At 69.8% G+C, this 22,811-nt stretch carries 22 protein-coding genes; 8 read left to right on the top strand and 14 right to left on the bottom strand.

What is annotated here, in order from left to right:
* Nucleotides 1-77 precede the first annotated feature (77 nt).
* Nucleotides 78-887 (top strand): helix-turn-helix transcriptional regulator, encoded by an 810-nt coding sequence (locus H5J31_RS05460; RefSeq protein ID WP_181771340.1) that lies wholly within the window; start codon nucleotides 78-80, stop codon nucleotides 885-887.
* Here the strand turns inward: H5J31_RS05460 and H5J31_RS05455 are convergent.
* From H5J31_RS05455 to H5J31_RS05425, 7 genes are all read right to left on the bottom strand, one after another.
* Nucleotides 862-1,407: a hypothetical protein gene (locus H5J31_RS05455; protein WP_181771339.1), complete on the bottom strand. Its 546-nt coding sequence runs from the start codon at nucleotides 1,405-1,407 to the stop codon at nucleotides 862-864. The genes H5J31_RS05460 and H5J31_RS05455 overlap by 26 nt on opposite strands.
* A complete protein-coding gene (locus H5J31_RS05450) occupies nucleotides 1,404-2,138 on the bottom strand; it encodes a hypothetical protein (RefSeq protein ID WP_181771338.1) in 735 nt (244 codons plus the stop codon). The genes H5J31_RS05455 and H5J31_RS05450 overlap by 4 nt, the downstream gene beginning before the upstream one ends.
* Nucleotides 2,138-2,437 carry a type VII secretion target gene (locus H5J31_RS05445; RefSeq protein ID WP_181771337.1) on the bottom strand — a complete coding sequence of 100 codons (300 nt, stop codon included), beginning with the start codon at nucleotides 2,435-2,437 and terminating at the stop codon, nucleotides 2,138-2,140. Before H5J31_RS05445 ends, H5J31_RS05450 begins: the two co-directional genes overlap by 1 nt.
* Nucleotides 2,434-3,618, bottom strand: a complete 1,185-nt coding sequence (locus H5J31_RS05440) for a PPE domain-containing protein (RefSeq protein ID WP_181771336.1) — start codon at nucleotides 3,616-3,618, stop codon at nucleotides 2,434-2,436. The genes H5J31_RS05445 and H5J31_RS05440 overlap by 4 nt, the downstream gene beginning before the upstream one ends.
* The gene (locus tag H5J31_RS05435) at nucleotides 3,608-4,087 is read right to left on the bottom strand and encodes a hypothetical protein (RefSeq protein WP_181771335.1); all 480 of its coding nucleotides are present in this window, start codon (nucleotides 4,085-4,087) and stop codon (nucleotides 3,608-3,610) included. The genes H5J31_RS05440 and H5J31_RS05435 overlap by 11 nt, the downstream gene beginning before the upstream one ends.
* Nucleotides 4,088-4,197: 110 nt before the next feature.
* On the bottom strand, nucleotides 4,198-4,965 hold the full coding sequence (locus H5J31_RS05430; RefSeq protein WP_181771334.1) for an EI24 domain-containing protein: 768 nt from the start codon (nucleotides 4,963-4,965) through the stop codon (nucleotides 4,198-4,200).
* Between the two features lie 9 nt (nucleotides 4,966-4,974).
* Nucleotides 4,975-7,665 carry an AAA family ATPase gene (locus H5J31_RS05425; protein WP_181771333.1) on the bottom strand — a complete coding sequence of 897 codons (2,691 nt, stop codon included), beginning with the start codon at nucleotides 7,663-7,665 and terminating at the stop codon, nucleotides 4,975-4,977.
* Between the two features lie 62 nt (nucleotides 7,666-7,727).
* On the opposite strand from H5J31_RS05425, the gene H5J31_RS05420 reads away from it, so the two are divergent.
* Nucleotides 7,728-8,909: an MFS transporter gene (locus H5J31_RS05420; protein ID WP_328701386.1), complete on the top strand. Its 1,182-nt coding sequence runs from the start codon at nucleotides 7,728-7,730 to the stop codon at nucleotides 8,907-8,909.
* The gene (locus H5J31_RS05415; RefSeq protein WP_181771332.1) at nucleotides 8,906-9,322 is read left to right on the top strand and encodes a Dabb family protein; all 417 of its coding nucleotides are present in this window, start codon (nucleotides 8,906-8,908) and stop codon (nucleotides 9,320-9,322) included. Before H5J31_RS05420 ends, H5J31_RS05415 begins: the two co-directional genes overlap by 4 nt.
* Before the next feature lie 64 nt (nucleotides 9,323-9,386).
* Here H5J31_RS05415 and H5J31_RS05410 read toward each other — a convergent pair whose 3' ends face one another.
* The 3 genes from H5J31_RS05410 to H5J31_RS05400 form a co-directional block, all read right to left on the bottom strand.
* Nucleotides 9,387-10,247 carry an endonuclease/exonuclease/phosphatase family protein gene (locus tag H5J31_RS05410; RefSeq protein WP_181771331.1) on the bottom strand — a complete coding sequence of 287 codons (861 nt, stop codon included), beginning with the start codon at nucleotides 10,245-10,247 and terminating at the stop codon, nucleotides 9,387-9,389.
* 193 nt (nucleotides 10,248-10,440) lie between these two features.
* Nucleotides 10,441-11,457, bottom strand: coding sequence for a hypothetical protein (locus tag H5J31_RS05405; RefSeq protein ID WP_181771330.1), 1,017 nt, complete (start codon nucleotides 11,455-11,457; stop codon nucleotides 10,441-10,443).
* 29 nt (nucleotides 11,458-11,486) lie between these two features.
* Complete coding sequence (locus tag H5J31_RS05400; RefSeq protein ID WP_181771329.1) at nucleotides 11,487-12,335, bottom strand: hypothetical protein; 849 nt, start codon at nucleotides 12,333-12,335, stop codon at nucleotides 11,487-11,489.
* A 138-nt stretch (nucleotides 12,336-12,473) separates the two neighbouring features.
* On the opposite strand from H5J31_RS05400, the gene H5J31_RS05395 reads away from it, so the two are divergent.
* The 3 genes from H5J31_RS05395 to H5J31_RS05385 all read left to right on the top strand — a co-directional run bounded on the left by H5J31_RS05395 (nucleotide 12,474) and on the right by H5J31_RS05385 (nucleotide 15,639).
* Nucleotides 12,474-13,046, top strand: coding sequence for a TetR/AcrR family transcriptional regulator (locus H5J31_RS05395; RefSeq protein ID WP_181771328.1), 573 nt, complete (start codon nucleotides 12,474-12,476; stop codon nucleotides 13,044-13,046).
* An 8-nt stretch (nucleotides 13,047-13,054) separates the two neighbouring features.
* On the top strand, nucleotides 13,055-14,209 hold the full coding sequence (locus H5J31_RS05390; protein ID WP_181771327.1) for a GDSL-type esterase/lipase family protein: 1,155 nt from the start codon (nucleotides 13,055-13,057) through the stop codon (nucleotides 14,207-14,209).
* 320 nt (nucleotides 14,210-14,529) lie between these two features.
* Nucleotides 14,530-15,639: a S1 family peptidase gene (locus tag H5J31_RS05385; protein WP_207897471.1), complete on the top strand. Its 1,110-nt coding sequence runs from the start codon at nucleotides 14,530-14,532 to the stop codon at nucleotides 15,637-15,639.
* Here the strand turns inward: H5J31_RS05385 and H5J31_RS05380 are convergent.
* Nucleotides 15,629-16,567, bottom strand: a complete 939-nt coding sequence (locus H5J31_RS05380) for a LysR family transcriptional regulator (protein WP_181771326.1) — start codon at nucleotides 16,565-16,567, stop codon at nucleotides 15,629-15,631. The two genes, H5J31_RS05385 and H5J31_RS05380, sit on opposite strands and share 11 nt — an antisense overlap.
* 79 nt (nucleotides 16,568-16,646) lie before the next feature.
* Here H5J31_RS05380 and H5J31_RS05375 point away from each other — a divergent pair, with 79 nt between their 5' ends.
* The gene (locus H5J31_RS05375) at nucleotides 16,647-17,054 is read left to right on the top strand and encodes a hypothetical protein (RefSeq protein ID WP_181771325.1); all 408 of its coding nucleotides are present in this window, start codon (nucleotides 16,647-16,649) and stop codon (nucleotides 17,052-17,054) included.
* Nucleotides 17,051-18,619 carry a multicopper oxidase family protein gene (locus H5J31_RS05370; protein ID WP_181771324.1) on the top strand — a complete coding sequence of 523 codons (1,569 nt, stop codon included), beginning with the start codon at nucleotides 17,051-17,053 and terminating at the stop codon, nucleotides 18,617-18,619. Before H5J31_RS05375 ends, H5J31_RS05370 begins: the two co-directional genes overlap by 4 nt.
* Nucleotides 18,620-18,689: 70 nt before the next feature.
* On the opposite strand, the gene H5J31_RS05365 is transcribed toward H5J31_RS05370, so the two are convergent.
* The 3 genes from H5J31_RS05365 to H5J31_RS05355 all read right to left on the bottom strand — a co-directional run bounded on the left by H5J31_RS05365 (nucleotide 18,690) and on the right by H5J31_RS05355 (nucleotide 22,785).
* The gene (locus H5J31_RS05365) at nucleotides 18,690-18,893 is read right to left on the bottom strand and encodes a hypothetical protein (protein ID WP_181771358.1); all 204 of its coding nucleotides are present in this window, start codon (nucleotides 18,891-18,893) and stop codon (nucleotides 18,690-18,692) included.
* A 176-nt stretch (nucleotides 18,894-19,069) separates the two neighbouring features.
* Nucleotides 19,070-19,828, bottom strand: coding sequence for a fumarylacetoacetate hydrolase family protein (locus tag H5J31_RS05360; protein ID WP_181771323.1), 759 nt, complete (start codon nucleotides 19,826-19,828; stop codon nucleotides 19,070-19,072).
* 5 nt (nucleotides 19,829-19,833) lie between these two features.
* Nucleotides 19,834-22,785 carry an FAD-binding and (Fe-S)-binding domain-containing protein gene (locus tag H5J31_RS05355; RefSeq protein ID WP_181771322.1) on the bottom strand — a complete coding sequence of 984 codons (2,952 nt, stop codon included), beginning with the start codon at nucleotides 22,783-22,785 and terminating at the stop codon, nucleotides 19,834-19,836.
* Nucleotides 22,786-22,811 lie beyond the last annotated feature (26 nt).

Raw genomic sequence — 22,811 nt, 5'->3', positions numbered from 1 at the left:
CGTGGCCCCGGCGGGCACGATACCGATCGAACGGTGAAGATGAACTCCAGATCCCGACGAATCCGCGAACGGTGCCCATGACCGAACCCGAAGTCGCGACCGGACAGCTCATCGTCCGTGCCTCCGGCGCCGCGGCCGCCCGCGCGGCCATCCTCGGAGACCGGAAGTCCGGTCCGGACGGCATCCAGCTCCTCCTGCGCTGCACGGTGCCGCGGGCGGTCGCGGAGGAGGGCGCGAAACTCGGTTTCGCGGGCTGTGTCCTGCATGTCCTGCCGGTCGGCGGGCACGACGGTGAGGCTCCGGGCAGGCGCGGCGTCGTCATGCTGACGCTTCCGGCGGCGGAACTCTCCTTGTCCTTCACCGAGTTGCGGCCGCTGATGTTCCGCCCCGTCGACGTCGACGCGCCACTGCGCGCGTTGTTCTCCAGCGCGATCGCGCACGTCCTCGCGGTCAGCCCGTCGCTCGATCCGCACGGCCTCGCCCATCACCTGCGAGGACTCTCGGAACTGGTGCTGCGCAGCGTGCTGCGGGCCGAACTCGACCGCGCCGACGCACTCGCGACCCGCCGTCGCGAGGCCGTCCGGTACATGCGCGAACATCTCGCCGATCCCTCGCTGGGCGCCGATCAGGTGGCCGAAGCCCTGTACATCTCGCGGCGACGGCTCTACCAGCTGTTCGATGACGGCCAGGGCATTTCCGAGCGGATCAAGGGATTGCGGGTCGAGCGGGCGAAAACCCTGTTGGCGGATCCGGCGAAGGCCGCGCGCGGGATCGCCGAGATCGCCAGGGACTGCGGTTTCACCAGCGCGGCCCACTTCTCGCGCACGTTCCGGAAGGCCGTCGGGGAGACGCCGCGTGAGTTCAGGGAACGCGCGCTGGCTCACTGAGATCCACTCCCGCGACGAGCGCGCCCGCGAGCGCGGCGACGTCCAGCCAGCCCCGGCCACCGGGCGAATGCAGGGTGAACACCGCGACCCGCGGCCGTTCCGGGTCGAGGACGACGGCCTGAAGCTGCGCGCCCGGCCCGTCGACGGCGATCCGTTCGACGATCACCACCGGGTAGCCGAGCGCGGTCGTCGCCGTGCTGACCTCGCGGATCCCCGGCGTGGTGTCGGCGGCGAACCAGCTCAGCTCGGCGGCCGCCTCGACACCGAGCGGCCGCTCGACCGGTACGGATCCGGCGAGCAGCAACGCCGGGTCGGCGTCCCGGTGTTCGACGACCGCCAGCAGGCCCGCGCGGTGCTCGTGCGCACGTTCGGCGGCCTGGATCGCGGCCGTCTCCAGCCCCAGATCGCGTTCGGCGTCCGGACCACGGAGCCGGATCAGCAGCGTGTGCAGCTCGGCCGTCGTCCGTTCGACCGAGGCCAAGGAGACCGGGGTGATTCCCGGAACCGCGGTGAGTTTCACCGGCCACCCAGGGAGACGGCCGCGGCGAAGGCGCCGACCGCACCGGACGACGGCGTGACCGCGGGCCCGGGTGCGCGGGCCAGGGACGCGGCGAGTTCCTTGCCCAGCAGGGAAAATCGGTCCATCCCTTGGGTGACTTCCCCGAACTGCGCGACCCCGTCCGGCGCTTTGCCCATGGCAGCGCTGGGTTCGCCCAGCGCCCTCAGCCTGTCCTCGACGCGCGACGCTTCGGCCCGGTGACCTGTCTCCAGCGCGCGAGCCTGCTCCAGGACAGCGTCGAGCTCGCGCTTCACTTCCTCGTGGCGTGCCTTCGCCGTCGCGAGATCGGCTTCTGCGGTGGACGCCGACGCGCCGGTGGCGAACTGCACGGCCGTCTCCGCGATCTCGACGGCGTCCGTGGCGTCGAGGACCGCGCGCCGCAGGGTCACGGCGCGCCGGTCGAGCTGCTCCGCCCGTCGCACTCCGGCGACGAGGGTGCCCGCCCACCCGGAGAGGATCTCCGCCGTGGCACGCAGCACGGCCGGCGCGGGTTCGAGCGCCGTCCTCGCCGCGGCGGCGCGGGCGGCGACGGTTCCGGCGGCGTCACCCTCCCATTCGGGCGGCACTTCGACCCTGGCGTCCGCCGCCGCGTCGAGTTTCGCGGCCGCGAACGAACACCGGCGGACGACGTCTTCGACGGCGTTCGCGTCACCCGGAACCGGGTTGAAGCCGAGCCCTCTGAACTCGGGCATCACGAGCCTCCGTCCGCACGCTTCAGCGTCCGAACAGCGTCGTCGTCGGTGCTCTCGTACGACTTCGCCGCGGTGAAGATCCCGGCCGCGGCGGAGGCGACTTCGTCGTGTGTGGCGACGATGGAATCCGTCCAAGGACGGATCAGCCCGTCGAGTGCCGTCGCGATTCCCGGCGATCCCAGATCGAGCGTGGCGAAGCCGTCGGTCACCCGGGCGGCGTCGATCAAATCGCCCGCGACGTCTTCGAGCCGCCGCGCGAGTACCCGCAGTTGCTCCGGTTCGGCGCGGTAGCCGCTCATTCGCCGAACACCGGCGGATAGGCGGGCGGAAGATCGTCGAGGAGGTCGAATCCGCTGCCGTAGCGGTCGCGGTGTTCCTTGTCCTCTTCGCGCTGCGAGCCGGACATCGGCGGGTACATGCCGAATCCGGCTCCCCCGGTGCCTCCCCGGACGCCCGCGGTGCCCTGGCCGACACCGCCCGAGACCGGACTGCCGGCACCACCCACGAACCCTCCGCCGGCGGCGCGTCCGCTCCTGGCGGCGTCTTCGACGGAGAGACCGCCACCGGGTACGGACGCGCCGGGGCCGTATCCCGAGCCTTGCCCCGGCCCGCCGATACCGGTCGTGCCTCCGGACGGAAGATCCACGACTCCGGACGAGGCCGCGTACGTACTGTCGTCGGGACTCTCGACGTCCGATCCGGAGTCACCCGGCGACGGCACGGGGACCGGCCGGGGCGGTACCGGCGACGGCACCGGACGAGGCGGTACGGGTGTGACGGGCGGCGCGACCGGCGGCAACGCGGGCGGTGCCTGGATTTCGGCCGCCTTCGGGGCGGCTTCGAACATCGGCGGCAGCCCGTGGCGGACGCCTTGGCTGGCCTCTTCGTACTGGTCCATCACCCGGACGGCTTCGGCCTTGGCGCGGTCCGCCTCCCGTTTGGTCGGGAGCTTGTCGTCGAGGAGGTCGTCCATCATGTACGCCCCGTTGGGGCCGTCGAGCGCCTTCACCGCGTATCCCTGCTGGAACCAGCGCTCGGCGGTGTAGTGCACCGGCTCCGGCATCTTGCGCCGGGCTTCGGTGATCGCCGAGGTGTAGGCGTCGAGGCCGTCGCCGATGTGCCGGGAGGTCTGTGCGGCTTCACTGGCCCAGGTGGTGAGGCGATGCGCGGACTCGGCGGCCTGCGCCGACGACGGGCCGTGCCAGGACAGCAGCAGCTTCTGCACGATCGCGCGGACCTCCGCGGTCGCCGTGTCGACGCCCTTGGCCAGCTCGCCCCAGCGATGCGCCTGCTCCCCCAGTTTCGGCGGCTGCGCGGATTTGATCATGTCCCACAGCTGGCGGTGCTCGTAGCACTCCCAGTTGATCTTCCCGAGCGCGCCTTCCTTCAGGTTGGCCTTGCGACGGCGGATCACCTTCCGCTGCTTGGCCCGCGCCCGGGCGCTCAGCGGATGCTTGTCGGTGTAGTACTCACCGCTCATCGTTCCCCCTCGCCACGGCGTCGACGGTGGAGGCGGCGGCCTCGTCGGTGCGGCCGTGCTGCTCGGCGACCAGCCCGATCGCGGCACGGAACGCGGCGAGTTCGGCCAGGTAGGACTCGAGCGCGACCTGCACCCCGCCTTCCTCCGCCCCGCCCCGCCGGGCGAACGACCGGCGCATCGGGACGGAGACGGGGCCCTTGCCGTCGGCCAGTGGCGCCCCCAGCTCGCGGGCGTCGGCCAGATGCGCCTCCAGCACACGCTGACGTTCGTCCAGCGCCTTCAGGGCCTCCGCGATCTCGGTGTAGTCGAGCTCGATGCGGTCCGCACCGTCGGCGACGATGGCCGCCGCACCCTCACCCGACGGCTTCTCGACCTCTTCGGCCTTGCCGACGGGCCCGGACGGCCGCCGCTGCTCCCGCAGCTCGTCGCGGATCCGCTCGGCCTCCGCCTTGCCGTGCACCTTGACCATGCCGTGCGCTCCCTCTCGTCACCGACGTGGTCATCTTCGTCGGTGAGGCGCGCCAAGACCAGCCTTGAGTACACACCGGGACACGAACCCTGCACAGCCGGTCAACCGGCTCAGGCGACTCGGATCGGCTGATCGACCGCGTCTTGCGCGAGGACCTCCCTGGCGACCAGGACACCGCCGACGAACCCGACCGGCATCACGATCAGCGCGGCGAACGGGATCAGGCACAGCAGTGACACCGGAAGGCCCAGTCCGAGGGCGAAAGCGCGATGGTTGCGCAGCAGCCGCCGACGCTGCTTCAAGTCCATGCCACGCCGGTAGAACGGCACGGCGATCAGTTCCAGCGCCAGGAACCACGCCGTGACCAGCGCCAGCAGCACCGGCACGACGGTCTGCCCCACCACCGGGACGAACCCCGCGATCAGGAGCGGGATCGTGAACATCAGCGAACGCAGGACCAGGAGCAGACCGTCCCGCAGCCCCATCACCAGCAACCGCCAGCCCGACAGGTCGACCGCGCCGGGAACACCGCCGAGGTCGTCCTCGACCTTCTCCGCGATGTGCTCGTAGAACGGTCCGCCGACGGCGAGGGTGATCGCCGTGAACCCGATCATGGCGATCGTCAGGGCCACCGCGAACACCGCGACCCCGGCCGCCACGCGCACCGCCGTCCGCAGGCCCGTCTCCCAGTCGTCCGCGAACGGGGTGATCAGCGCGGACAGGTCATCGACCCAGAACGCGAGCGCGACCACACCGCCGAGCAACAGCAGGGTGGTCAGCACCGCGGGCAGCGCCCCGATCAGCAGCAGCTTCGGCGACCGCAGCAGGATGCCCAGGCCTTGCCCGAACATCCGGAAACCTTTGAAGAAATCCCGCATCGGACATTTCTACCAGTGCGGCCGCCGAACCCCGCCGGCACCGATGATCTCCGGATCCGGCAGGTCCCTCAGCTGCCTGCGCGAGGTGATGCCGAGTTTGCGGAAGATGTTGCGCAGGTGGGCGTCCACCGTGCGCGGACTGAGGAAAAGCCGCGCGGCGACCTCCTTCGACGTCGCGCCGGTGGCGACGAGCCGCGCGATGTGCACCTCCTGCATCGTGAGCTCGTCGTGGCCGGGCGCGGTACGGCCGCGGGCGACCTCGCCGGTGGCGCGCAGTTCGTCCGCCGCGCGCCGGGCGAAGGCCTCCATTCCCGCTCCGGACAGCAGTTCGTGGGCCGCGCGCAGATGCTCGCGGGCGTCGCGACGCCGGCCTTCGCGGCGCAGCCACTCCCCGTAGAGCAGATGAGCCCTGGCGCGATACGGGATCACCGGACTCTCGGCGAGCCGCTCGATGGCCTCCCGGTAGTCGGCCTCGGCGCCAGTGACCAGCGCTCGCGCGTATGCGGTGACACCGAGACCCCACGCCGTACCGCTGGAAGCCGTGCGCTCGGTCAAGGCTTCCAACGCCGAGACGGCGGAATCCCGCTCATCGCACCGGATCGCGGCTTCGACCAGTTCGGGTAGCGCGACCCCGGCGAGGAACAGGTCGCCCGGTCCGGTCGCCTGCCGCGCCGCGGCCAGCGCGGGCGGATAGTCGGCCAGTCCGTTGTGCAGCACGGCCGCCGCCCAATGGACGTTGGCGATCAGCTGGCCGATTCCCCGGGCGGTCGCGAGTGCCGACGCCGACTCGAGTACTTCGAGGCCTTCCTTCCGGCGACCCCGCATCGCGGTCAGGTGCAGCCGGGGATAGCGCAGCGTCGGGACGCCGAGCGCGTCCGAGATCGCCTCTTCTTCGGCGATGGCGGACATCGCCTTCCCGAGGTCGCCGGTGAGCACGGCGGCGGTGGCCACCTGGGCGAGCCCGAGCCGGAGTGTGTGCGGCGAACCGGTTTCCCGTCCGGTCTCCATCAGCCACTCGACGATTCCCGCGTGGGCCTCCACATCCCAGAGCTCGGCCGTGAGCATGGTGGCCAGCGCGGGCCGCCGAGTCCACATCGGACGGTCCGCCAGAATTCGTCGCAGCAAAGGAGCCGCCGTCCGGTGGCCCTCGGCGGTCAGCCGGATCAGCGCGTCGAGCATGTCCGGCGGACGCGGCGCGGGTGGGGCCGAACTCGCCTGGTCCACCACCATGTCCATCACCCCGCTCGCCCGTCCGACGAGAAGGCTCGCCTCCAGTGCGTCGAGAAAGCATTCCCTGGACCACTCCGGATCCAGCTCGGCGAGTCGGTGCGCCGCACGGAGCATGAAGACAGCGCCGTTGTCGTCGGTGTGCCGCGCGAAGGCGATCCGCCCGCGCAGCAGGTCGATCTTCGCCAGCGTGAGGTCGTCCTGGGAACCGGTCTCCACACTGGTGAGCAGATCGGCCGCGGCGTCCGTGGCGCCCGCGTCGAGTTTCGCGCGCGCCGCCGCGAGAGCGTGTTCCGTCCGCGGGCCGGAATCCAGCGACAGCGCCGCCGCCCGCTCCAGGAACGCCGCTGCCGCCGCGACGCCACCACGCGCCTGGGCACGGGACGCCGACCGGGCCAGCTCGGCGGCGAGCTCGTCGTCCGGTCCGGTACCCGCCTGCGCGAGATGCCAGACGCGCCGGTCCGGATCGACGCCGGGATCGGTCACGGCCGCCAGCGCGCGATGGGCTCGGCGGCGTTCGCCGTCGGGCGCGGCCCGGTAGACGGCCGAACGCGCGAGCGGGTGGCAGAAGCGCACCCGGGTCGAGAAGTCGATCAGGCCGGACGCCTCCGCGGCTTCCGCGCTCGCCACCACATCGTCGCCCAGGTTCCGCGCGGCGGACCACAGCAAGCCGGGATCGCCGGTCGGCTCGGCACTCGCGACGGTGAGCAGCAGCCGCGCGCCGGCGGGCAGTCCCGCCGACCGTTCCTGGAAGCTGCGCTCGATCCGGCTCGGAACCGACGACGTGTCGGGCAGGGCGAACCCGCCGGACTTGGGGAGTTCGAGCAAGGCCAGCGGATTCCCGCGTGCCTCGGCGAGCACACGGTCCCGCACACGCGGGTCGATCAGGGAAACGCCGTCCGCCAGCAATGCGCGCGCGTCGACGTCTCGCAGCCCTTCGACCACCAGACCCGGCAACTCGTCGAGTCCCCCACCGGTACGCGCCGCGAACACCATCGCGACCGGCTCGGACCCGATCCGGCGGGCGAGGAAGGTCAGCGCCTTCGACGACGCGTCGTCCAGCCAGTGGGCGTCGTCGATCACGCACAACAGCGGGCTTCTCCTGGTCGCGCACGACAGCAGGTCCAGGGTCGCGAGGCCGATCCGGAAGAGATCCGGTGTCCCGGTCGCCAGCCCGAACGCGATCTCCAGGGCCTCCCTGTGCGCCGTGGACAGCTCGCCGAGGTGCCCGAGCACCGGCACGCACAGCTGGTGCAGAGCGGCGAACGGGAGTTCGGTCTCGAACTCCGAACCGGACGCCTCCATCACCCAGAAGTCGTCGGCGTTGCGGCGCGCGTGGTCCAGCAGGCTGCTTTTGCCGATGCCCGGCTCGCCGTGGAGCACCAGCGCGCCGCCGTCGCCCTTCCTGGCGGCGGCGAGCACCTCGTCAAGGGCGCTGACCTCGGTGGCCCGGCCCACCAGCGGCGTCGGCATACCGCGAACATAGGCGATTTTCACCGACGCGAAGCAGGGGGTGCCGCTGCGAGGTTGGTGGCGTGACGAACCGAGCAGACGCCCTGACGCCGACGCGCCCGGCCCGCGGCACCGTGCTGGGCGCCGCGACGTTGACCATCATGGCCGCGGCGATCATCGCACCCAGCCTGCCCGCGATGCGCGAGGTCTTCGCCGGTACGTCCGGCTCCGGGCTCCTCGTGCGGCTGGCGCTGACCGTGACCTCGCTCGCGATCGCGATCAGCGCGCCGCTGTCCGGGATCGTCGCCGATCGCGTCGGACGCCGTCCCCTGCTGCTGACCGGCCTCGTGCTCTACGCCGTCGCCGGCACCGCGGGCTTCTTCGTCGACGACCTCTACCTGCTGCTCGCCACCCGCGCCGGACTCGGGCTCGCCGTCGGCGCGATCATGACGGCGGTCAGCACGCTGATCACCGACTGGTTCGACGGACCCGAACGCGCTTCGTTCCTCGGGCTGCAGCAGGCGTCGGCGAGTCTGGGCGGCGTCGTCTTCCTGCCGCTGGCCGGTCTGCTGGCCGCGATGAACTGGCAGGCGCCGTTCTGGATCTACTCGGCGTCGGCGATCGTGGCCGTCTTCGCGTTCGCCTCGGTGAAAGAACCGCGCCGGAGCAGCCCGGCCATGGTGCGCGACGACCGGCGGACCCACCTTTCCGGACGCGTCATCGTCATCTACGTCCTGGCGCTCCTGGCGACACTGGTGTTCTACATGGCGCCGACCCAGTTGCCGTTCTTGTTGGAGGGCTTCGGAAGCGGGCCCGCCGTCATCGGCGCGGTGGTCGCCGGAAGCACGCTGACCAGCGTCGCCGGCGCGCTCGCCTTCCCCCGGCTGCGCGCACGTCTGAGCCCCACCTCGATCACCACCCTCAGCGTCGCGCTCCTCGGCGTGGGCTGGCTGCTGGTCGGCACGGCGGAAACGGTCGCCCAGGTCGTGGCCGGACTGCTCGTCGGCGGCTTCGGTGTCGGCTTCGTCGTCCCCAACCTGAACCTGCGGCTGGCCGAGTCCGCCGACCCCGCGCGTCGGGGCCGGGTGCTCAGCGGCCTGGTCACCGGGATCTTCCTCGGCCAGTTCCTCTCGCCGCTCGTCGTCCAGCCACTCGTCCAGACCATCGGTATCGCCGGCACCTTCACCTGGACCGGCATCGCCATGGGAGCGGGGGCGGCGCTCGCCGCACTTCTCTCCCGAAACAACCGAAAGGAAGCACGATGATCTACCACGGCAACCGATTCACCCTCCGGGCCGACGCCTCGCCCGAGCAGATCGCGGAGGCCCTGGAAAGCCTCCGCAATCAGGGCCGCGTCATCCCCTCGGTGAAATCCTTCGTCGTCGGCCGCGACTTCGGCGGCGAGTACGAATGGGGCGCCGTCTTCATGATCGAGGATCTCGACGGCTACTGGGAATACCTCATCCACCCCGCGCACCGGAACACCGACCGCGTCGGACTGCCGTTGGTCGACAAGTTCGCGTCCTTCGACATCACCGACGACCCGGACCCGGAGATGGCCGCGAAGATCGCCGAACTGCACCAGCGCCGCTACGACAACGACGCCGAGCTGACCAAACTGGTGTCCGATCTCGGTGAGTACTCCGGCAGCGCCGCGCCCGGAAAGCACGGTGCCTGACCGTGCCCGATGACTTCGCCGAACTCGTCGAGACCTGAGGGAGGACGCGAGATCCCGCCCCTGGTCAGGAAACCGTGAAGGAGCTGAGCACGGCCAGGTGGTCCGACGGCCAGCCGGTCCCGCCGCCGAAGGTGCGGCTGCCGGTCGGCGTGATCGAGCCGCCGCGGTAGAAGACGAAGTCGATCCGGTCCTGGGGCTCCGGCCTGCCCTGGTTGTCCTTCTCCACCGGGGACCAGGTGTTGCCCGGGTCGGCGACGGGGTCGGGCCGCGCCTTGCGGTACGAGTCGGTGAAACCGCGCGCGGTGAACGCCTTGGTCGTCGGCCAGGCCACTTCGTAGCCGCAGTGCTTCGCCTTGGCGGCCGCGGTCCAGTCCTGGTGGGACGGGCTGTTCAAGTCACCGGCGACGATACCGGGGCTGCTGCCCGTCCACTCCGCGATCTGCTCGGCCTGACGACGGCGGTTCGTCTCGTCGGCGAGGATCGTGCTCACGCTGTCCTTGTCGAAGCAGGCGTTGTACGGGCCGTACTTCGTGTAGTCGAGATGGATCGCGTAGACCCAGACACCGGCGATCTTCGCCGTGATGGCCTTCGCGCCCGTGTCGTTCCACGACTTCCAGTCGGTCTGCTGGATCGGCAGCGCGCTGATCACGTCGATGTCCCAGCCGGGTTCGGTGTGCTGCCAGCCCAGCGCGTCGGCGATCGCCTCGGTGGCGCCGCCGCCGGTCTCCGACAACGCGACCACGTTCGCGCCCGAAGCGCGGATCTGGTCCACCACCGCGCCGATCCCGCCGTGCGAGCCGCGCATCCAGATGTTGAAGCTGAGCACGCTGAGGTTCGTGGCGGCCGCCGCCGGCGCGGCGACCCCCGCCATCGTGAGCAGCAGGACGGCGAGGACACCGGCGAGGCGGCGTTTCACGGAAGTCACGGGTTTCTGGTTTACCGGTGACGGGAGGGGAAGTCCAGCGGCCGTGGTGAGTGTTCAGCGCAGGGCAAGGGGACGGACACTTAAGCGCGCTGGACATCTTCGTCGGTCCGAAGTCCGTGAAGGCCTCCTTGAGGGACTCTGGGTCCCTCAAGGAGGCCTTCACGGACCTGCCGTCCCGGCACGACCACACGCGTCACTGGCCGTCCACCACCGCCCCGCTTCCCTCCGGTCCACTCACGACCACCCGCAGGGAAACATCGGTCCCGAAAGGAACCCCGGTCACCTGCCAGGTTTGCGGCACCCCGACGCGAAGAGTGCTCGTAGCCCTCCGCACGAGAGCCGGGACGCGGTCGACGGCCATGGCGCGAAGGTCGAACCGCGGTACCTGGGCCTCACTCGGCGCGAAGACCACGGTCAACTTCCGCTCCTCGACGACCACGGTGATCACCTGCGAAACGTCCGCGGCCCCCGCCAGGGCGTCGATGGCCCGGCGCAACTCCCCCTCGTCCAGCAACGACCGGTCGACGGTGACCGTCGCGGAGCCCGACGAGGACGTGGTCGTGCTGGACGTCGAAGGCTCCTCGGAGCCGACGCGGACTTCCGTCCCGAACAGTTCCACCCGGAACGCCAGCAGGACGGCGGCCGCGCCGAGCAGTAGCCCGAGAAGCGTGAGGGCGCCGTACGCGCAGCCTTCAGACGGCTCTTGCGCCGGGCTGGACTCGGGAGCGGATTCGATGATGGCGTCGGCCACCCGGCGTTCCCAATCCGGCGACGGGCGCTGCACGACCTTCGCCTTCCACGGGCGGTCCGGCGGGTACTCGATGACCAGGACGCGACCCGTCCGGTACTCCGAGAGGTCGACCAGGTTGACGCTGTGGGTGATCTTCGTGCGGAAGGTCGCCGCGCCGTCGGGGGCGACGGTGAGGTCGAGGTCGACCGGGACGTCGCCGGTTTCGGTGCCGCCGGCTCGAACGCTCTCGATCTTCGCGAGCGCGACCAGCGGGACGATCGCCGCTTCGCGAGCGCGTCGCGGCATTCCGGCGAGGAAGAAAAAGACGCCGTAGACGACCGGAAGGCTCAGACTGGCAAGCAAAAGCGGGACGGTCTCGATGATGATCGAGACGATGAAGGCGCACAGCGTCGTCCCGATCACGGCTCCGGCGAGAAAGCCGCGGAAGAGGGCGACGGGTCCGTAACGAGCGGCCGTCATGGCGGTGACTCCAGTCTCTCGGGGCGGTTTCAGTCGGCGGGCAGCCAGTCACTGAGGGCGGGCAGGCGCCGGAGCGCCACGAAGATCTTCTTGTCGTCGGCGGGCGACGCCGGGTCGAACAGCACTTCGGCGGTCGCGATCGTGGTGTCCTTGGTGCGACGGGTCGTCCAGTGCCGGACGCCCGAGGAGTCGACGAACGACACGGTGACGGTCGCGCCGACGACACGGGTTCCCGATTCGTCCCCTCCCAGGCGCAGTTTCACATCGACGATCTCGGCGGGCACGCGCGATCCGGACCGCAAGAGCCGATCCCGGGTCCGGACCATCTCGGCGGACCGGCGGGTGGCCCCGACGGCGTGCGACACCGCCAACACCGTCAGGACCAGCAGGAACGCGGGCACCCACCAGTCGGCGTAGTACATCAGCCATCCCCAGAACCCCCACTTCTCGTCCTTGTGGAAGACCGGGTCGACGGCGACGCCGACGGCGAGCGGCGGAAGCCATCCGCGTGACGAGTCCCAGATGCCGACCGTGGTCGCCGCGAGGGCCAGCACCGCCGGGAACGCCGGCAAAGCCGGCCGTCCCTGATAACGCCGCACGGCGACACCGGCGAGGCTGCCGGAGGCGATGCAGCCGAGCAGGCCGAAGGTTCCCCAGACGCCCTCGATCAGCGACCTGCCGTCTCCGCGGTCGTCGAAGACGCTGTCGATCGCCATCGTCCGGAACTGCTCGACGATCACGCCGAATCCGCGCCCGGTCAGGAAACCGCAGACCAGGGTGACGGCCGAGGCCACGATCGCGCCGACGAGCAGGAGCCGGTCTCCCCGCCACCGCTCGATGCGGTCGTGCCGGGCCCGGGCCGGATCCACTGTGTTCACCGCGCCACCTCCGTTCTGACCGCACCCAGCTTCCAGGACGGCCGGTGCTACCGAACCCAGGTTTACGTCACTTCCTAAAAGCATTAGGCAAATACAGAATGGACTATGGTAACGTCGTCGCCGACCGGAAGGACGGACATGGCACGGGCAGGACTGACCACGGAACGCGTGGTCCGGGCGGGGGCGGAGATGGCCGACGAGCTCGGCTTCGAACACGTCACCCCGACAGAGCTCGCGAAACGCTGCGGCGTCAAGACGGCGAGCCTCTACTCGCACGTGAAGAACGCCCACGAGCTGAAGACCGAGATCGCCCTGCTGGCCCTGGCGGAACTCGCCGACCTGGCCGCCACCGCGGTGGCGGGCCTGGCGGGCAAGGACGCCTTGATCGCCTTGGCGAACGTCCACCGCGACTACGCCCTGGAGCATCCCGGCCGCTTCGAAGCCGCACGCTTCCGCCTCGCTCCGGAGACGGCGGCCGGCAGCGCCGGAGTCCGGCATGCCCAGCTGATGCAGGCGATCCTGCGCGGCTACGACCTGGCCGAACCCCATCGAACGCACGCCGTACGGCTGCTGGGCAGCGTCTTCAGCGGCTACGTCGGCCTGGAGTCCGCCGGCGGCTTCAGCCACAGCTCCCCCGATTCACAGGAAAGCTGGACCGAGATCCTCGACGCGCTCGACGTCCTGCTTCGCACTTGGCCACGAAGGAAATGACCGAAGAAATGCTCACCACACCCCTCACCGCCGACCTCGTCCGCGGTGCCCTGGAACTGGAACAGACCGATCGCGGCCTGCTCCCCCACCGGCTGCCCGCCCGGGCGCGCCTGCAGATCCCCGACGGCCAGCTGGCCATGGCGGAATCGCAGCCTTCCGGCGTTCGACTGGCCTTCCGCACCCGCGCCACGGTCGTCGAACTGGACGTCATCGCCACCAAACGGGACTACGTCGGACTGCCACGACGGCCCGATGGCGTGTACGAACTCCTCGTCGACGGCCGGCTCGCCGGACAGGCCAGCGCGCCCGACGGTGACGTCTTGACCATCGACATGGCCACCGGTACCGCTCGATCCCAGCCGGGTCCGGTGCGGACGTTGCGGTTCCCCGGCCTGCCCGAGGACGAGAAGGACGTCGAGATCTGGCTGCCACACGGCGAAACCACCCTGCTGGTCGCCCTGCGCACCGACGCGACCGTCCACAGTGTACGGTCCAGCGGACGGCGAACCTGGCTGCACCACGGCAGTTCCATCAGCCACGGCTCCAACGCCGTCACCCCGACCGGGATCTGGCCCGCACTGGCCGCGAAACTGGGCGGCGTGGACCTGATCAACCTGGGTTTCGGCGGCAGCGCGCTGCTCGACCCGTTCACCGCGCGCGCCATGCGGGACACCCCGGCGGATCTGATCAGCGTCAAGATCGGCATCAACCTCGTCAACTCCGACGCGATGCGGCTGCGCGCGTTCGGCCCGGCCGTCCACGGTTTCCTCGACACCGTCAGGGATGGGCATCCGACCACGCCACTGCTGGTCGTTTCCGCCCTTTACTGCCCCATTCACGAGCACACGCCGGGGCCGTGCTCCTTCGACACCGGCGCTCTGCGAGAAGGAAAGCTGCGGTTCACGGCCACCGGTGACCCGGCGGAAACCGCGGCGGGCAAACTGACGCTGACCAAAATCCGCGGCGAACTCGCCCGTATCGTCAAGGAACGCTCGGCGGGCGACCCGAATCTGGGCTACCTCGACGGCCTCGATCTCTACGGCGAGCAGGACAACGCCGAATTGCCGCTGCCCGACGAACTCCACCCGGACGCGGCCACCCACCGGCTCATCGGGGAACGCTTCGCCCGCTTGGCGTTCGGCGGCATATTCTCGGAGGCCTAGGGGACCCCGGTATCCCGATCCGTGATCTCACGTCGGACGCGGCCGAGATCGACTCCGCAAGTGGTCGTTTAGACCAGTCGTGTGAACAGGATCGCTTCCGGAAGCCGTTTGCTGTGCGCGAATACCCCGGTAGGCCGAACGGGACGATACCTATCTTTCTTCCTGTCCAACGAAAGTCGGTATCTGCACCCGGTGGCGTGGAACACCCTGATCGGCACCGGATCACCGGTGCCGGTCACCACGCCGTGCCCGGCTACCCCACTGTGTCCAGTGCGGCCATCCCTCGCGCTGGATCTTCCTCGCGAAAGTGAGCCACCGGTATGCGCACAACGTCCCCGGGCCATCCTCTACTCGCTCGCACCGCCACCACACTCGTGGCCGCCGCCGCGGTCATCGGCTTCCTCGCCCCGTCGACGGCCACCGCCACGACCATCGAGGGCTACTCCCCCACCGTCCAGAACGAGGCCGTCACCTCCCTCGCCTCGGAGGCCGGGATCAGCGAAGCGGCGGCGGTCGAGTTGCTGCGGACACAGAAGGCCAGCATCGAGACGGTGGAGAAGGTCACCGCCTCCCTCGGCTCCCGTGCCGCGGACGGCTACCTCGACGACGCCGCCAAACCGGTGGTGAACGTGCTCGACCAGGCCGCCGCCGACCAGGTCACCGCGACCGGCGCCCAGGCCCGGCTGGTCAAGCACTCCAGCGCGGCGCTGGCGAGCGCGCAGGACGCCCTGCAGGCGCTGCCCACGGTGACGCATACGTCGATCGGCGTCGACCCGAAGTCGAACCAGATCGTGCTGACCGTGTCCGACGCGGCCAAGGGCGCCGAAGCCCTGATCAAGGCCGCCGAGTCGCTCGGCGACCGCGTCCGGGTGGAGCGGACCACCGGCGAGATGCACACCGCGATCTACAACGGTGAGGCCATCACCGGCGGCGGCACCCGCTGCTCGGTCGGCTTCAACACCAACCGCGGTGGCCAGAACTACATCCTCGACGCCGGGCACTGCACGCGCGCGGTCTCGCAGTGGAACGTCGGGCCGTCGCAGGGCGCGAGCTTCCCGACCAACGACTACGGCCTGATCCGCAACACCAGTGGCAGCGGCCCCGGCGCGGTCACCCTGTGGAACGGCTCCACCCAGCGGATCGCCTCCTCCGGTGCCGCCACCGTCGGGCAGCGGATCAGCAAGAGCGGCAGCACCACCCGCCTCACCTCGGGTTCGGTGCAGCGGCTGAACGTGACGGTCAACTACTCCGAAGGCTCGGTGTACCAGCTGATCCAGACCAGCGCGCTGGTCAACCCCGGTGACTCGGGCGGCTGCCTGTTCGCCGGCAGTGTCGGCCTGGGCATCACCTCCGGCAAGGGAAGCGGGACCTCCTACTTCCAGCCGATCGGCGAAGCCCTGAGCGCCTACGGTGTGACCCTCAACCAGTAGTGGTCCCCCCGAAGCCGGGTCCTGGTCGACGCGACCGGGGTCCGGCTTCGGCGTAGGTCCGGAAATGCTCGACGATGTGGTCGCGGAATCGCTGGGCCGCGGCGGAAAGATAAGTGTCCTCACGCCAGGCCACGCTGAGCACGCGGCGGCACTCCGGATCGTCGACTTCGAGCCACACCACGCTCATACCGATGTCCGCGCGTTGCCCGAGCGAGGGCACGAACGCGATACCGAGACCCGAATCGATGAGCTGGAAGAGCGCTCCGGCTTCGTCACCCTCGCAGACGATGTGGAGGTCGAGTCCGGCCTTCGCGAAAAGGTGATCCGCGAGCGATCGTTGCCAGTAGCCGGGCCGGGTGGTCAGAAACGGCTCACCCTCCAGGTCGGCGAGTTCGACGCGGCCCTTCCCGGCGAGCCGATGACCCGACGGCACGCAGAGCATCACCCGTTCGTCGAGCAGGACGCGACTCCGGATGTCGTTGCCGGGTAAGGGTTGCGAGGTCACGCACAGGTCGACGTCGCCGGACAGCAGCTTCTCCACCATCCCGGTCGCGGAGGCCTGGGACAGCCGGACGTCCACCAGCGGATGGTCCGGGACGAAGCCGCGGAGCGGTTCCGTGATCGCCAGCAGGCTCTCGGCCGCGACGGTGACGACGCCGCGTTCCAGCCCGGCGGCGTCGTCGAGTTCCTGGCGGGCGTCGTCGAGTTCGGCCAGCACCCGGTCGACCCGGCGGAGGAAAGCGGCACCGAACCGGTTGAGCCGGATCCGGCGCCCGTGCCGATCGAACAGCGGGACGCCGAGGTCGGCTTCCAGTCGCGCGAGGGTCCGGCTGAGCGAGGGCTGTGCGACACGCAGTTTCTCGGCGGCGCGGCCGACGTGCTCGAGCCGGGCGACCGTCTGGAAGTACCGGAGCGCCAGAAGATCCACTACTGATACCTCACCTGTTATGAACAGATAACCCATCTTGTCTTGGACAGCATAAGGCGTCCGCTCTTACGTTCGATCCGTGAGTGAAACCGTGACAACCCGGAGCCGGAAGGCCGGCGTGACGCTGGCGGTGAACCGGGTGCTCGTGAGCGCCCACGCCGTCGCGATCATCGGCCAGCCGGTGTTCGCCGGCGGCTATCTGGGCGGCGACTACGACATGCTCTGGCTGCACCGCTGGGGCGCCGACGCCGTGTCCTTCCTGGCCTACGCGCAGGTCTTGGCGGCGCTGGTGCTCCTGCTGGTCCGCGGACCGCGCTGGCTGCTCTGGGCGAGCCTGGCCATCGCGGCGGGCGAGACCGCGCAGTACTTCGCCGGCGTGGACGGCGCGCTCGACCTGCACATCCCGCTCGGCGTCGCACTCGTCGTCGGGATGGTGCTGACGACCATCGCCGTCTGGCGTCCGCAGACGTGGCGGGCGGGCCGATGAGCCGCCGCCTTACCCGGAGGACGTTCCTCGGGCTCGCCGGAGGCGCCGGCGTCCTGCTCGCGGGCGGGCTCGCCGCGCCCCGGCTGATCGCGCAGGGCGCTCCGGGCACCGGCGAGTTGCTGCGCTCCGGGCTCCCGCTGCCGGAGCCGTTCCGGGTGCCGCTTCCGATCCCGCCGGTCCTCCGTCCGCAAAGGAGAGACGCCGCCGATCACTACACGATCACCCAGCGGGCGTCCACGGCGGAGATCATTCCCGGTGTCCGGACGCCGATCTGGGGCTATGACGGGATCTTCCCGGGGCCGACCATCGAATCGCGACGGGACCGGACGACGGTCGTGCGCCACCGCAACGAACTTCCCGTGCCGACCGTGGTCCATCTGCACGGCGGGCACATCCCCGCCGAGTCCGACGGCTACCCGACCGACCTGGTCCTCCCGGTGTCCGGCTGGGACGCCGGGCACGCGGGCCACGGCATGGTCGACTCCCGCGCCCGGATCACGAACGGGGAACGCGACTACGTCTTCCCGTTCCGGCAACGGGCCGCGACCCTGTGGTACCACGACCACCGCATGGATTTCACCGGTCCCGCCGTGTACCGGGGCTTGGCCGGCTTCCACCTGGTCCGTGACGACGAGGAGGACGCACTGGGACTCCCGGCAGGCGAACGCGAGATTCCACTGATGATCGCCGACCGCGCCTTCGACGAACACGGTGCCTTCGCCTACCCGTCGCTCGACCGGACGTTGAGGACGACACCGGGAGTCGAAAGTGCTTTCGTGGAGGGTGTTTTCGGCGACGTCATCCTCGTGAACGGCGCACCGTGGCCGGTCCACGAGGTGGCGGCCGTCAAGTACCGCCTCCGCGTCCTCAACGGATCCAACGCCCGGCGCTACGACCTCGCGTGGGATCCGCCGCCACCCGGCGGAGGCGGATTCGTGCAGATCGGCAGTGATCAAGGGCTGCTCGAAACACCGCGCGAGCACGGCCATCTGCCGATCGCGCCGGCGGAACGGTACGACCTCGTCGTCGACTTCGGCCGGTATCCGGTCGGCACCGAGGTCACGCTGGTGAACCGCCTCGGGACCGGCTCGACCGCGCAGGTCATGCGGTTCGTCGTCACCCGCCGGGCGGCGGACGAAAGCCGGATCCCCGCCAGGCTCGGCGAAATCGCGCCACTCACCCGGGACCAGGCGACGACCGTGCGCGAATTCTCCTTCCGCGCCGGCAAAGTCCACGGCCGCGAAGGCTGGGTGATCGGCGGCGAACCGTTCTCACCGGACCTGATGTCGGCGAGCCCCCGGCTGGGGGACACGGAGATCTGGCGGTTCGTCGCCGACGTCCACCATCCCGTGCATCTGCATCTGGTGGGCTTCCGCGTCCTGTCCCGCGGAAGCCGCGGACCGGGGCCGTTCGACGGCGGGATCAAGGACACCGTGGACCTGAGTCCGGGAGAGTCGGTCGAGGTCATCGCGCGCTTCGACGGCTACCGCGGCCGGTACGTCTTCCATTGCCACAACGCCGAACACGAGGACATGGCGATGATGGCGAACTTCGAGGTGCTCTGAGATGTCATGAAAGGGTCTTTCAAGACGTTATTCGTCTTGAAAGACCCTTTCATGACACGCGGAAGCGGGGTCAGCCCACGCCGAGAAGGGCGGCGAGAGCCGTGACCAGAGACGACGAAAGCCCGGCGATGGTGCTGTCGAGGTATTCGGCGATCGGCGTGAGTTCGGCGGCGGAGGCCGAACCGCCGAAGACGGCGAGCATCGGCACTGTCAGCAGACCGGCGGCCAGACCGCGCTTCGTCCAACGGCGGGTGGTGCTCCGGGAGTCGCTCATGCTGTGCAACCTCTCAACTGGGGATGCGCGGACAGGGGACCGCACGCCGAGGAGGTTGTCCTGCCCGCCGATCTCCCGGCAAGGCCTTTCACCGCCATTTGATGATCATGAAACAGCGGTCGCTCGTTCGAGTGAACTCCGTTAACGCCACCGGCTCGACGCCCGTAACAAGGCGTTCACTCTCTCGGGTGGACGGGGTTGGTCAGTTCACCGATGCCCTCGATGGCGACGGTGACCTCGTCCCCCGGTTCCATCGGCCCGACGCCCGCGGGGCTGCCGGTGAGGACGACGTCGCCGGGACGCAGGGTGAACCAGCGGGTCACCCAGGCGAGGATCTCGGCCACGCCGAAGATCATCTCGCCGGTGGTGGACCGCTGGACGGTCCGCTCGTGGATCCGGGTGGCCACCTTGAGGTCTCCGCTCTCGATGTCGGTGGTGATCCATGGTCCGAGCGGGCAGAACGTGTCGGCGCTCTTGGCGCGCGCCCATTGCCCGTCGGCCCGCCAGTCGTGCGCCGTGACGTCGTTGGCGCAGGTGTAGCCGAGGATGTGGTCTTCGGCGTTGTCGAGGGTGAGGTTCCGCGCGGTCCTGCCGATGACGACGGCCAGTTCGCCCTCGTACTCCAGGCGTTCGACCTCCGGCGGGCGCAGGATCGGCTGTCCCGGCCCGATGACGGCGTTGGGTGCCTTGAGGAACAGCTGCGGCCGCTCGGGCCAGGGACGGTCCTTTTCCTTGAGCTGGCAGGCGTAGTTACTGCCGACGCAGACGATGGTGCGTGGATCGCACGGCGCGAGCAGCCGGACGCCGTCGAGCGGGCCGACGACGGCGCCGGGACCGGTCACCGGGTCGTAGACGCGGACCATGTCACCGTCGACGGTGGACTCGACGCAGCCCGTCCGGTCGTATCCCTTGGTGGCGAAGCGAATCAGGCGCATGCCGGTCAGCTCCGTTCCCTGGCGCCGGCGAGTGCCTCGCGGACCAGTTCCAGCGGATGCCAGGCGGTCCGGCCGGCCCCGTGGAAGATCTGCTGACGGCAGGAGACCCCGGTGGCGGCGACCAGCGTCTCCGCCGATTCCTTCTCCAGCGCCGGAAAGAGCCTGTCCCGGCCGACGGCCATCGACGTCTCGTAGTGTTCGGCCTCGAAGCCGAACGACCCCGCCATCCCGCAGCATCCGGAGTCGATCTCCGCGACCTCCAGGCCGGGAATACGGCGCAGGAGCGCCATCGTCGCGGCCGTGCCGACCTCCGCCTTCTGGTGACAGTGGCCGTGGAAGATCACGCGCCGTCCGCTGAGCCAGGACCGTCCGGGCAGCTTCAGCCTCCCGTCGTCGATGGCTTCGACGAGCAGCTCCTCGACTTGGCGGACACGTTCCTTGACCTCCTTGGCCTCCGGCACGTCGGGCAGCAGCGCCAAGGTCTCGTCGCGCAAGGTGAACACGCACGACGGCTCGCAGCCGACGATCGGCGATCCCGGTTCGGTGCCGTGGGCCAGCGAGGTGACCAGGCCGGTCGCCTTCTTCTTGGCGTCGTCGAGCAGCCCCTTGGACAGGCTCGACCGTCCGCAGCAGCCACCCGAGGCGAGTTCCACCGCCCAGCCCGCGCTTTCGAGCAGTTCGATCGCCGCCTTGCCGATCTGCGGTTCGGTGAAGGTGGTGAACGAGTCGGCCAGCCAGTTGACCGTGCCCGCGCTTCCCGGCGCCGAGGTCCGCCGCCGGTTCCAGCGCACCAGGTTGTCCCGGACGAACTTCGGCAGCGGGCGTTCGGCCTTGATCCCCACGGTGCGCTCCATGAGCCTGCGCACCACCCCGATCCGACCGGGCACATTGGACAGTGGGGCGGTGGCCGATCCCAGCCGGTTGAGGAACCGGATGGACCCGAAGATCCGCGATCGCAGCGGCGTGCCGTGTTCCTCGTGGTGCTGGTGCAGGGTTTCCGCCTTGAGCGAGGCCATGTCGACGCTCATCGGGCATTCGCTCTTGCATGCCTTGCACATCAGGCAAAGGTCGAGGATCTCGTGCAGGCGTTCCCCGCCGAGCGCGGCCTTCGGATCCGGCTCGGACAGGGCCTTGACCAAGGCGTTGGCGCGGCCGCGGGTGGAATGCTCTTCCTGCAAGGTGACCTGGTAGGACGGGCACATCACGCCGCCGGTGGTCTTGCGGCAGAGCCCGATGTTCATACAGCGGTCGGCGGCGTCTCGCATCCCGCCTCCGCCGATGACCTCGAACGACAGCATGGTCCGCAGCGGCGGGGCCGGCGGCAGGGCGTCGCGGTCGCGCAGGTTTTCGGTCATGGGCGGCGCGTCGACGATCTTGCCGGGGTTCATCGTGCCCGCGGGATCGAAGAGCTTCTTGACCTGACGCATGGCTTCGTACAGTTCGTCACCGAAGATCTCGCGGTTGAACTCCGAACGGGCCAGGCCGTCGCCGTGTTCGGACGAGTTGACACCGCCGTACTCGGCGACGAGGTCCTTGATCTTCTCCGCGACCACGCGCATCGTGTCGACCTGCTCGGGGTCGGTGAGGTCGACGAACGGCCGGATGTGCAGGCAGCCGACCGAACAGTGCCCGTAGAACCCGGCTTCGAGGCGGTGTTCGTCGAGGACCTCCTTGAACCGCTGGGTGTATTCGGCGAGATGCTCGGGCGCGACGGCGGTGTCCTCGATGAACGCCAGTGGCCGTTTGGTGCCTTCACCGGCGGCCATCAGCAGCCCGAGACTGGACTTGCGCACCTTGAGCAGCGCCACTTGCTGGGCGGCCGTGACGAGCTTGAGCGTGTGATAGCCGTGCCCGTTGCGCTCCCACAGCGCGGCGACCTCGTCGACCTTCGTGACCAGTTCGGCCTCGTCGTCGCCGGAGAAGGACACGAACAGCAGCGCGGCCGGGTCCCCGACGAGATAGTTGCCGAGGTCCGCGTATTCGATCTTTTCCCTGGACAGGTCGAGGATCGTCTTGTCCATCAGTTCGACCTGGTGAGGCCCGCGGCTGAGCGCGTCGAGCGTCGCCGAGATCGCGTCGTGCGTGGTCTCGAAATGCCCGACCGCGTAAACGGTCTTCTTCGGTTTGGGCACGAGGTCGACTTCGATGCGGGTGGCCAGTACGAGCGTGCCCTCCGCGCCGACGACGAATTTGGCCAGGTCGAAGGGATTCTCGTCGCCGTAACCCGAAAGCCGGTCGAGGCGGTAGCCGCAGGCACGGCGCCAGAAGACCGGCATGCCTTTGGCGATCGCGTCCTCGTGCGCGGTGACCAGTTCGGGAAGTTCGCGGTAGATACGGCCTTCGAGCGTGTCGGCGCTCGCTCGACGTTCGCGTTCGGCTTCGCTCACCGGCTCCAGCCGGGCACTGGAGCCATCGGCCAGCACGACGTCCAGCGCGCGGATGTGGTCGATGGTCATCCCGAACGTCAGCGACCCGGACCCGGCCGAGTTGTTGCCGACCATCCCGCCGATGGTGGCGCGGTTGCTGGTGGAGGTGTCCGGACCGAACATCAGCCCGTGCTCGGCCGCCGCCTTGTTGAGCTGGTCCTGCACGACACCGGGTTCGACGACGGCGGTGCGGGCGACCGGATCGAGGTCGATGATCCGGTTCATATGCCGGGACAGGTCGAGGACCAGGCCTGGCCCGACGGTCTGCCCGGCCAGGCTGGTGCCCGCCCCGCGCGGCACGACCGGGACTCCGAACTCCGCCGCGGTGGCGACGGCGGCGGCGGCATCGTCGTGATCGCGGGGGAACACCACGCCCCGCGGCGTGATCGAGTACATGCTCGCGTCGCGGGAGAACAGGTGGCGGGTGTAGTCGTCGAAGGCGACTTCCCCCTTGATCCGCGCGCGCAACGCGTCTTCGAGCGGGTCGGTGGCGATCCCCTGGTGGGTGGGTCGGGTCAGTTCGGCGGTCATCGATCGGCTCCTCTCGCGGCGGTCCG

This window comes from Amycolatopsis pittospori, from assembly GCF_013870525.1.
Classification (GTDB): domain Bacteria; phylum Actinomycetota; class Actinomycetes; order Mycobacteriales; family Pseudonocardiaceae; genus Amycolatopsis; species Amycolatopsis pittospori.
Note: the sequence above shows the minus strand (reverse complement) of the source record. Positions and strands in the feature narration are given on the sequence as shown.

Coding starts and splice junctions, on each gene's coding strand:
- H5J31_RS05360 (WP_181771323.1), bottom strand. CDS start 19,828: ATGCGCCTGATTCGCTTCGCCACCAAGGGATACGACCGGACGGGCTGC.
- H5J31_RS05415 (WP_181771332.1), top strand. CDS start 8,906: ATGATCTACCACGGCAACCGATTCACCCTCCGGGCCGACGCCTCGCCC.
- H5J31_RS05435 (WP_181771335.1), bottom strand. CDS start 4,087: ATGGTCAAGGTGCACGGCAAGGCGGAGGCCGAGCGGATCCGCGACGAG.
- H5J31_RS05390 (WP_181771327.1), top strand. CDS start 13,055: ATGCTCACCACACCCCTCACCGCCGACCTCGTCCGCGGTGCCCTGGAA.
- H5J31_RS05430 (WP_181771334.1), bottom strand. CDS start 4,965: ATGCGGGATTTCTTCAAAGGTTTCCGGATGTTCGGGCAAGGCCTGGGC.
- H5J31_RS05425 (WP_181771333.1), bottom strand. CDS start 7,665: ATGCCGACGCCGCTGGTGGGCCGGGCCACCGAGGTCAGCGCCCTTGAC.
- H5J31_RS05445 (WP_181771337.1), bottom strand. CDS start 2,437: ATGAGCGGCTACCGCGCCGAACCGGAGCAACTGCGGGTACTCGCGCGG.
- H5J31_RS05365 (WP_181771358.1), bottom strand. CDS start 18,893: ATGAGCGACTCCCGGAGCACCACCCGCCGTTGGACGAAGCGCGGTCTG.
- H5J31_RS05440 (WP_181771336.1), bottom strand. CDS start 3,618: ATGAGCGGTGAGTACTACACCGACAAGCATCCGCTGAGCGCCCGGGCG.
- H5J31_RS05385 (WP_207897471.1), top strand. CDS start 14,530: ATGCGCACAACGTCCCCGGGCCATCCTCTACTCGCTCGCACCGCCACC.
- H5J31_RS05370 (WP_181771324.1), top strand. CDS start 17,051: ATGAGCCGCCGCCTTACCCGGAGGACGTTCCTCGGGCTCGCCGGAGGC.
- H5J31_RS05450 (WP_181771338.1), bottom strand. CDS start 2,138: ATGCCCGAGTTCAGAGGGCTCGGCTTCAACCCGGTTCCGGGTGACGCG.
- H5J31_RS05460 (WP_181771340.1), top strand. CDS start 78: ATGACCGAACCCGAAGTCGCGACCGGACAGCTCATCGTCCGTGCCTCC.
- H5J31_RS05355 (WP_181771322.1), bottom strand. CDS start 22,785: ATGACCGCCGAACTGACCCGACCCACCCACCAGGGGATCGCCACCGAC.
- H5J31_RS05405 (WP_181771330.1), bottom strand. CDS start 11,457: ATGACGGCCGCTCGTTACGGACCCGTCGCCCTCTTCCGCGGCTTTCTC.
- H5J31_RS05395 (WP_181771328.1), top strand. CDS start 12,474: ATGGCACGGGCAGGACTGACCACGGAACGCGTGGTCCGGGCGGGGGCG.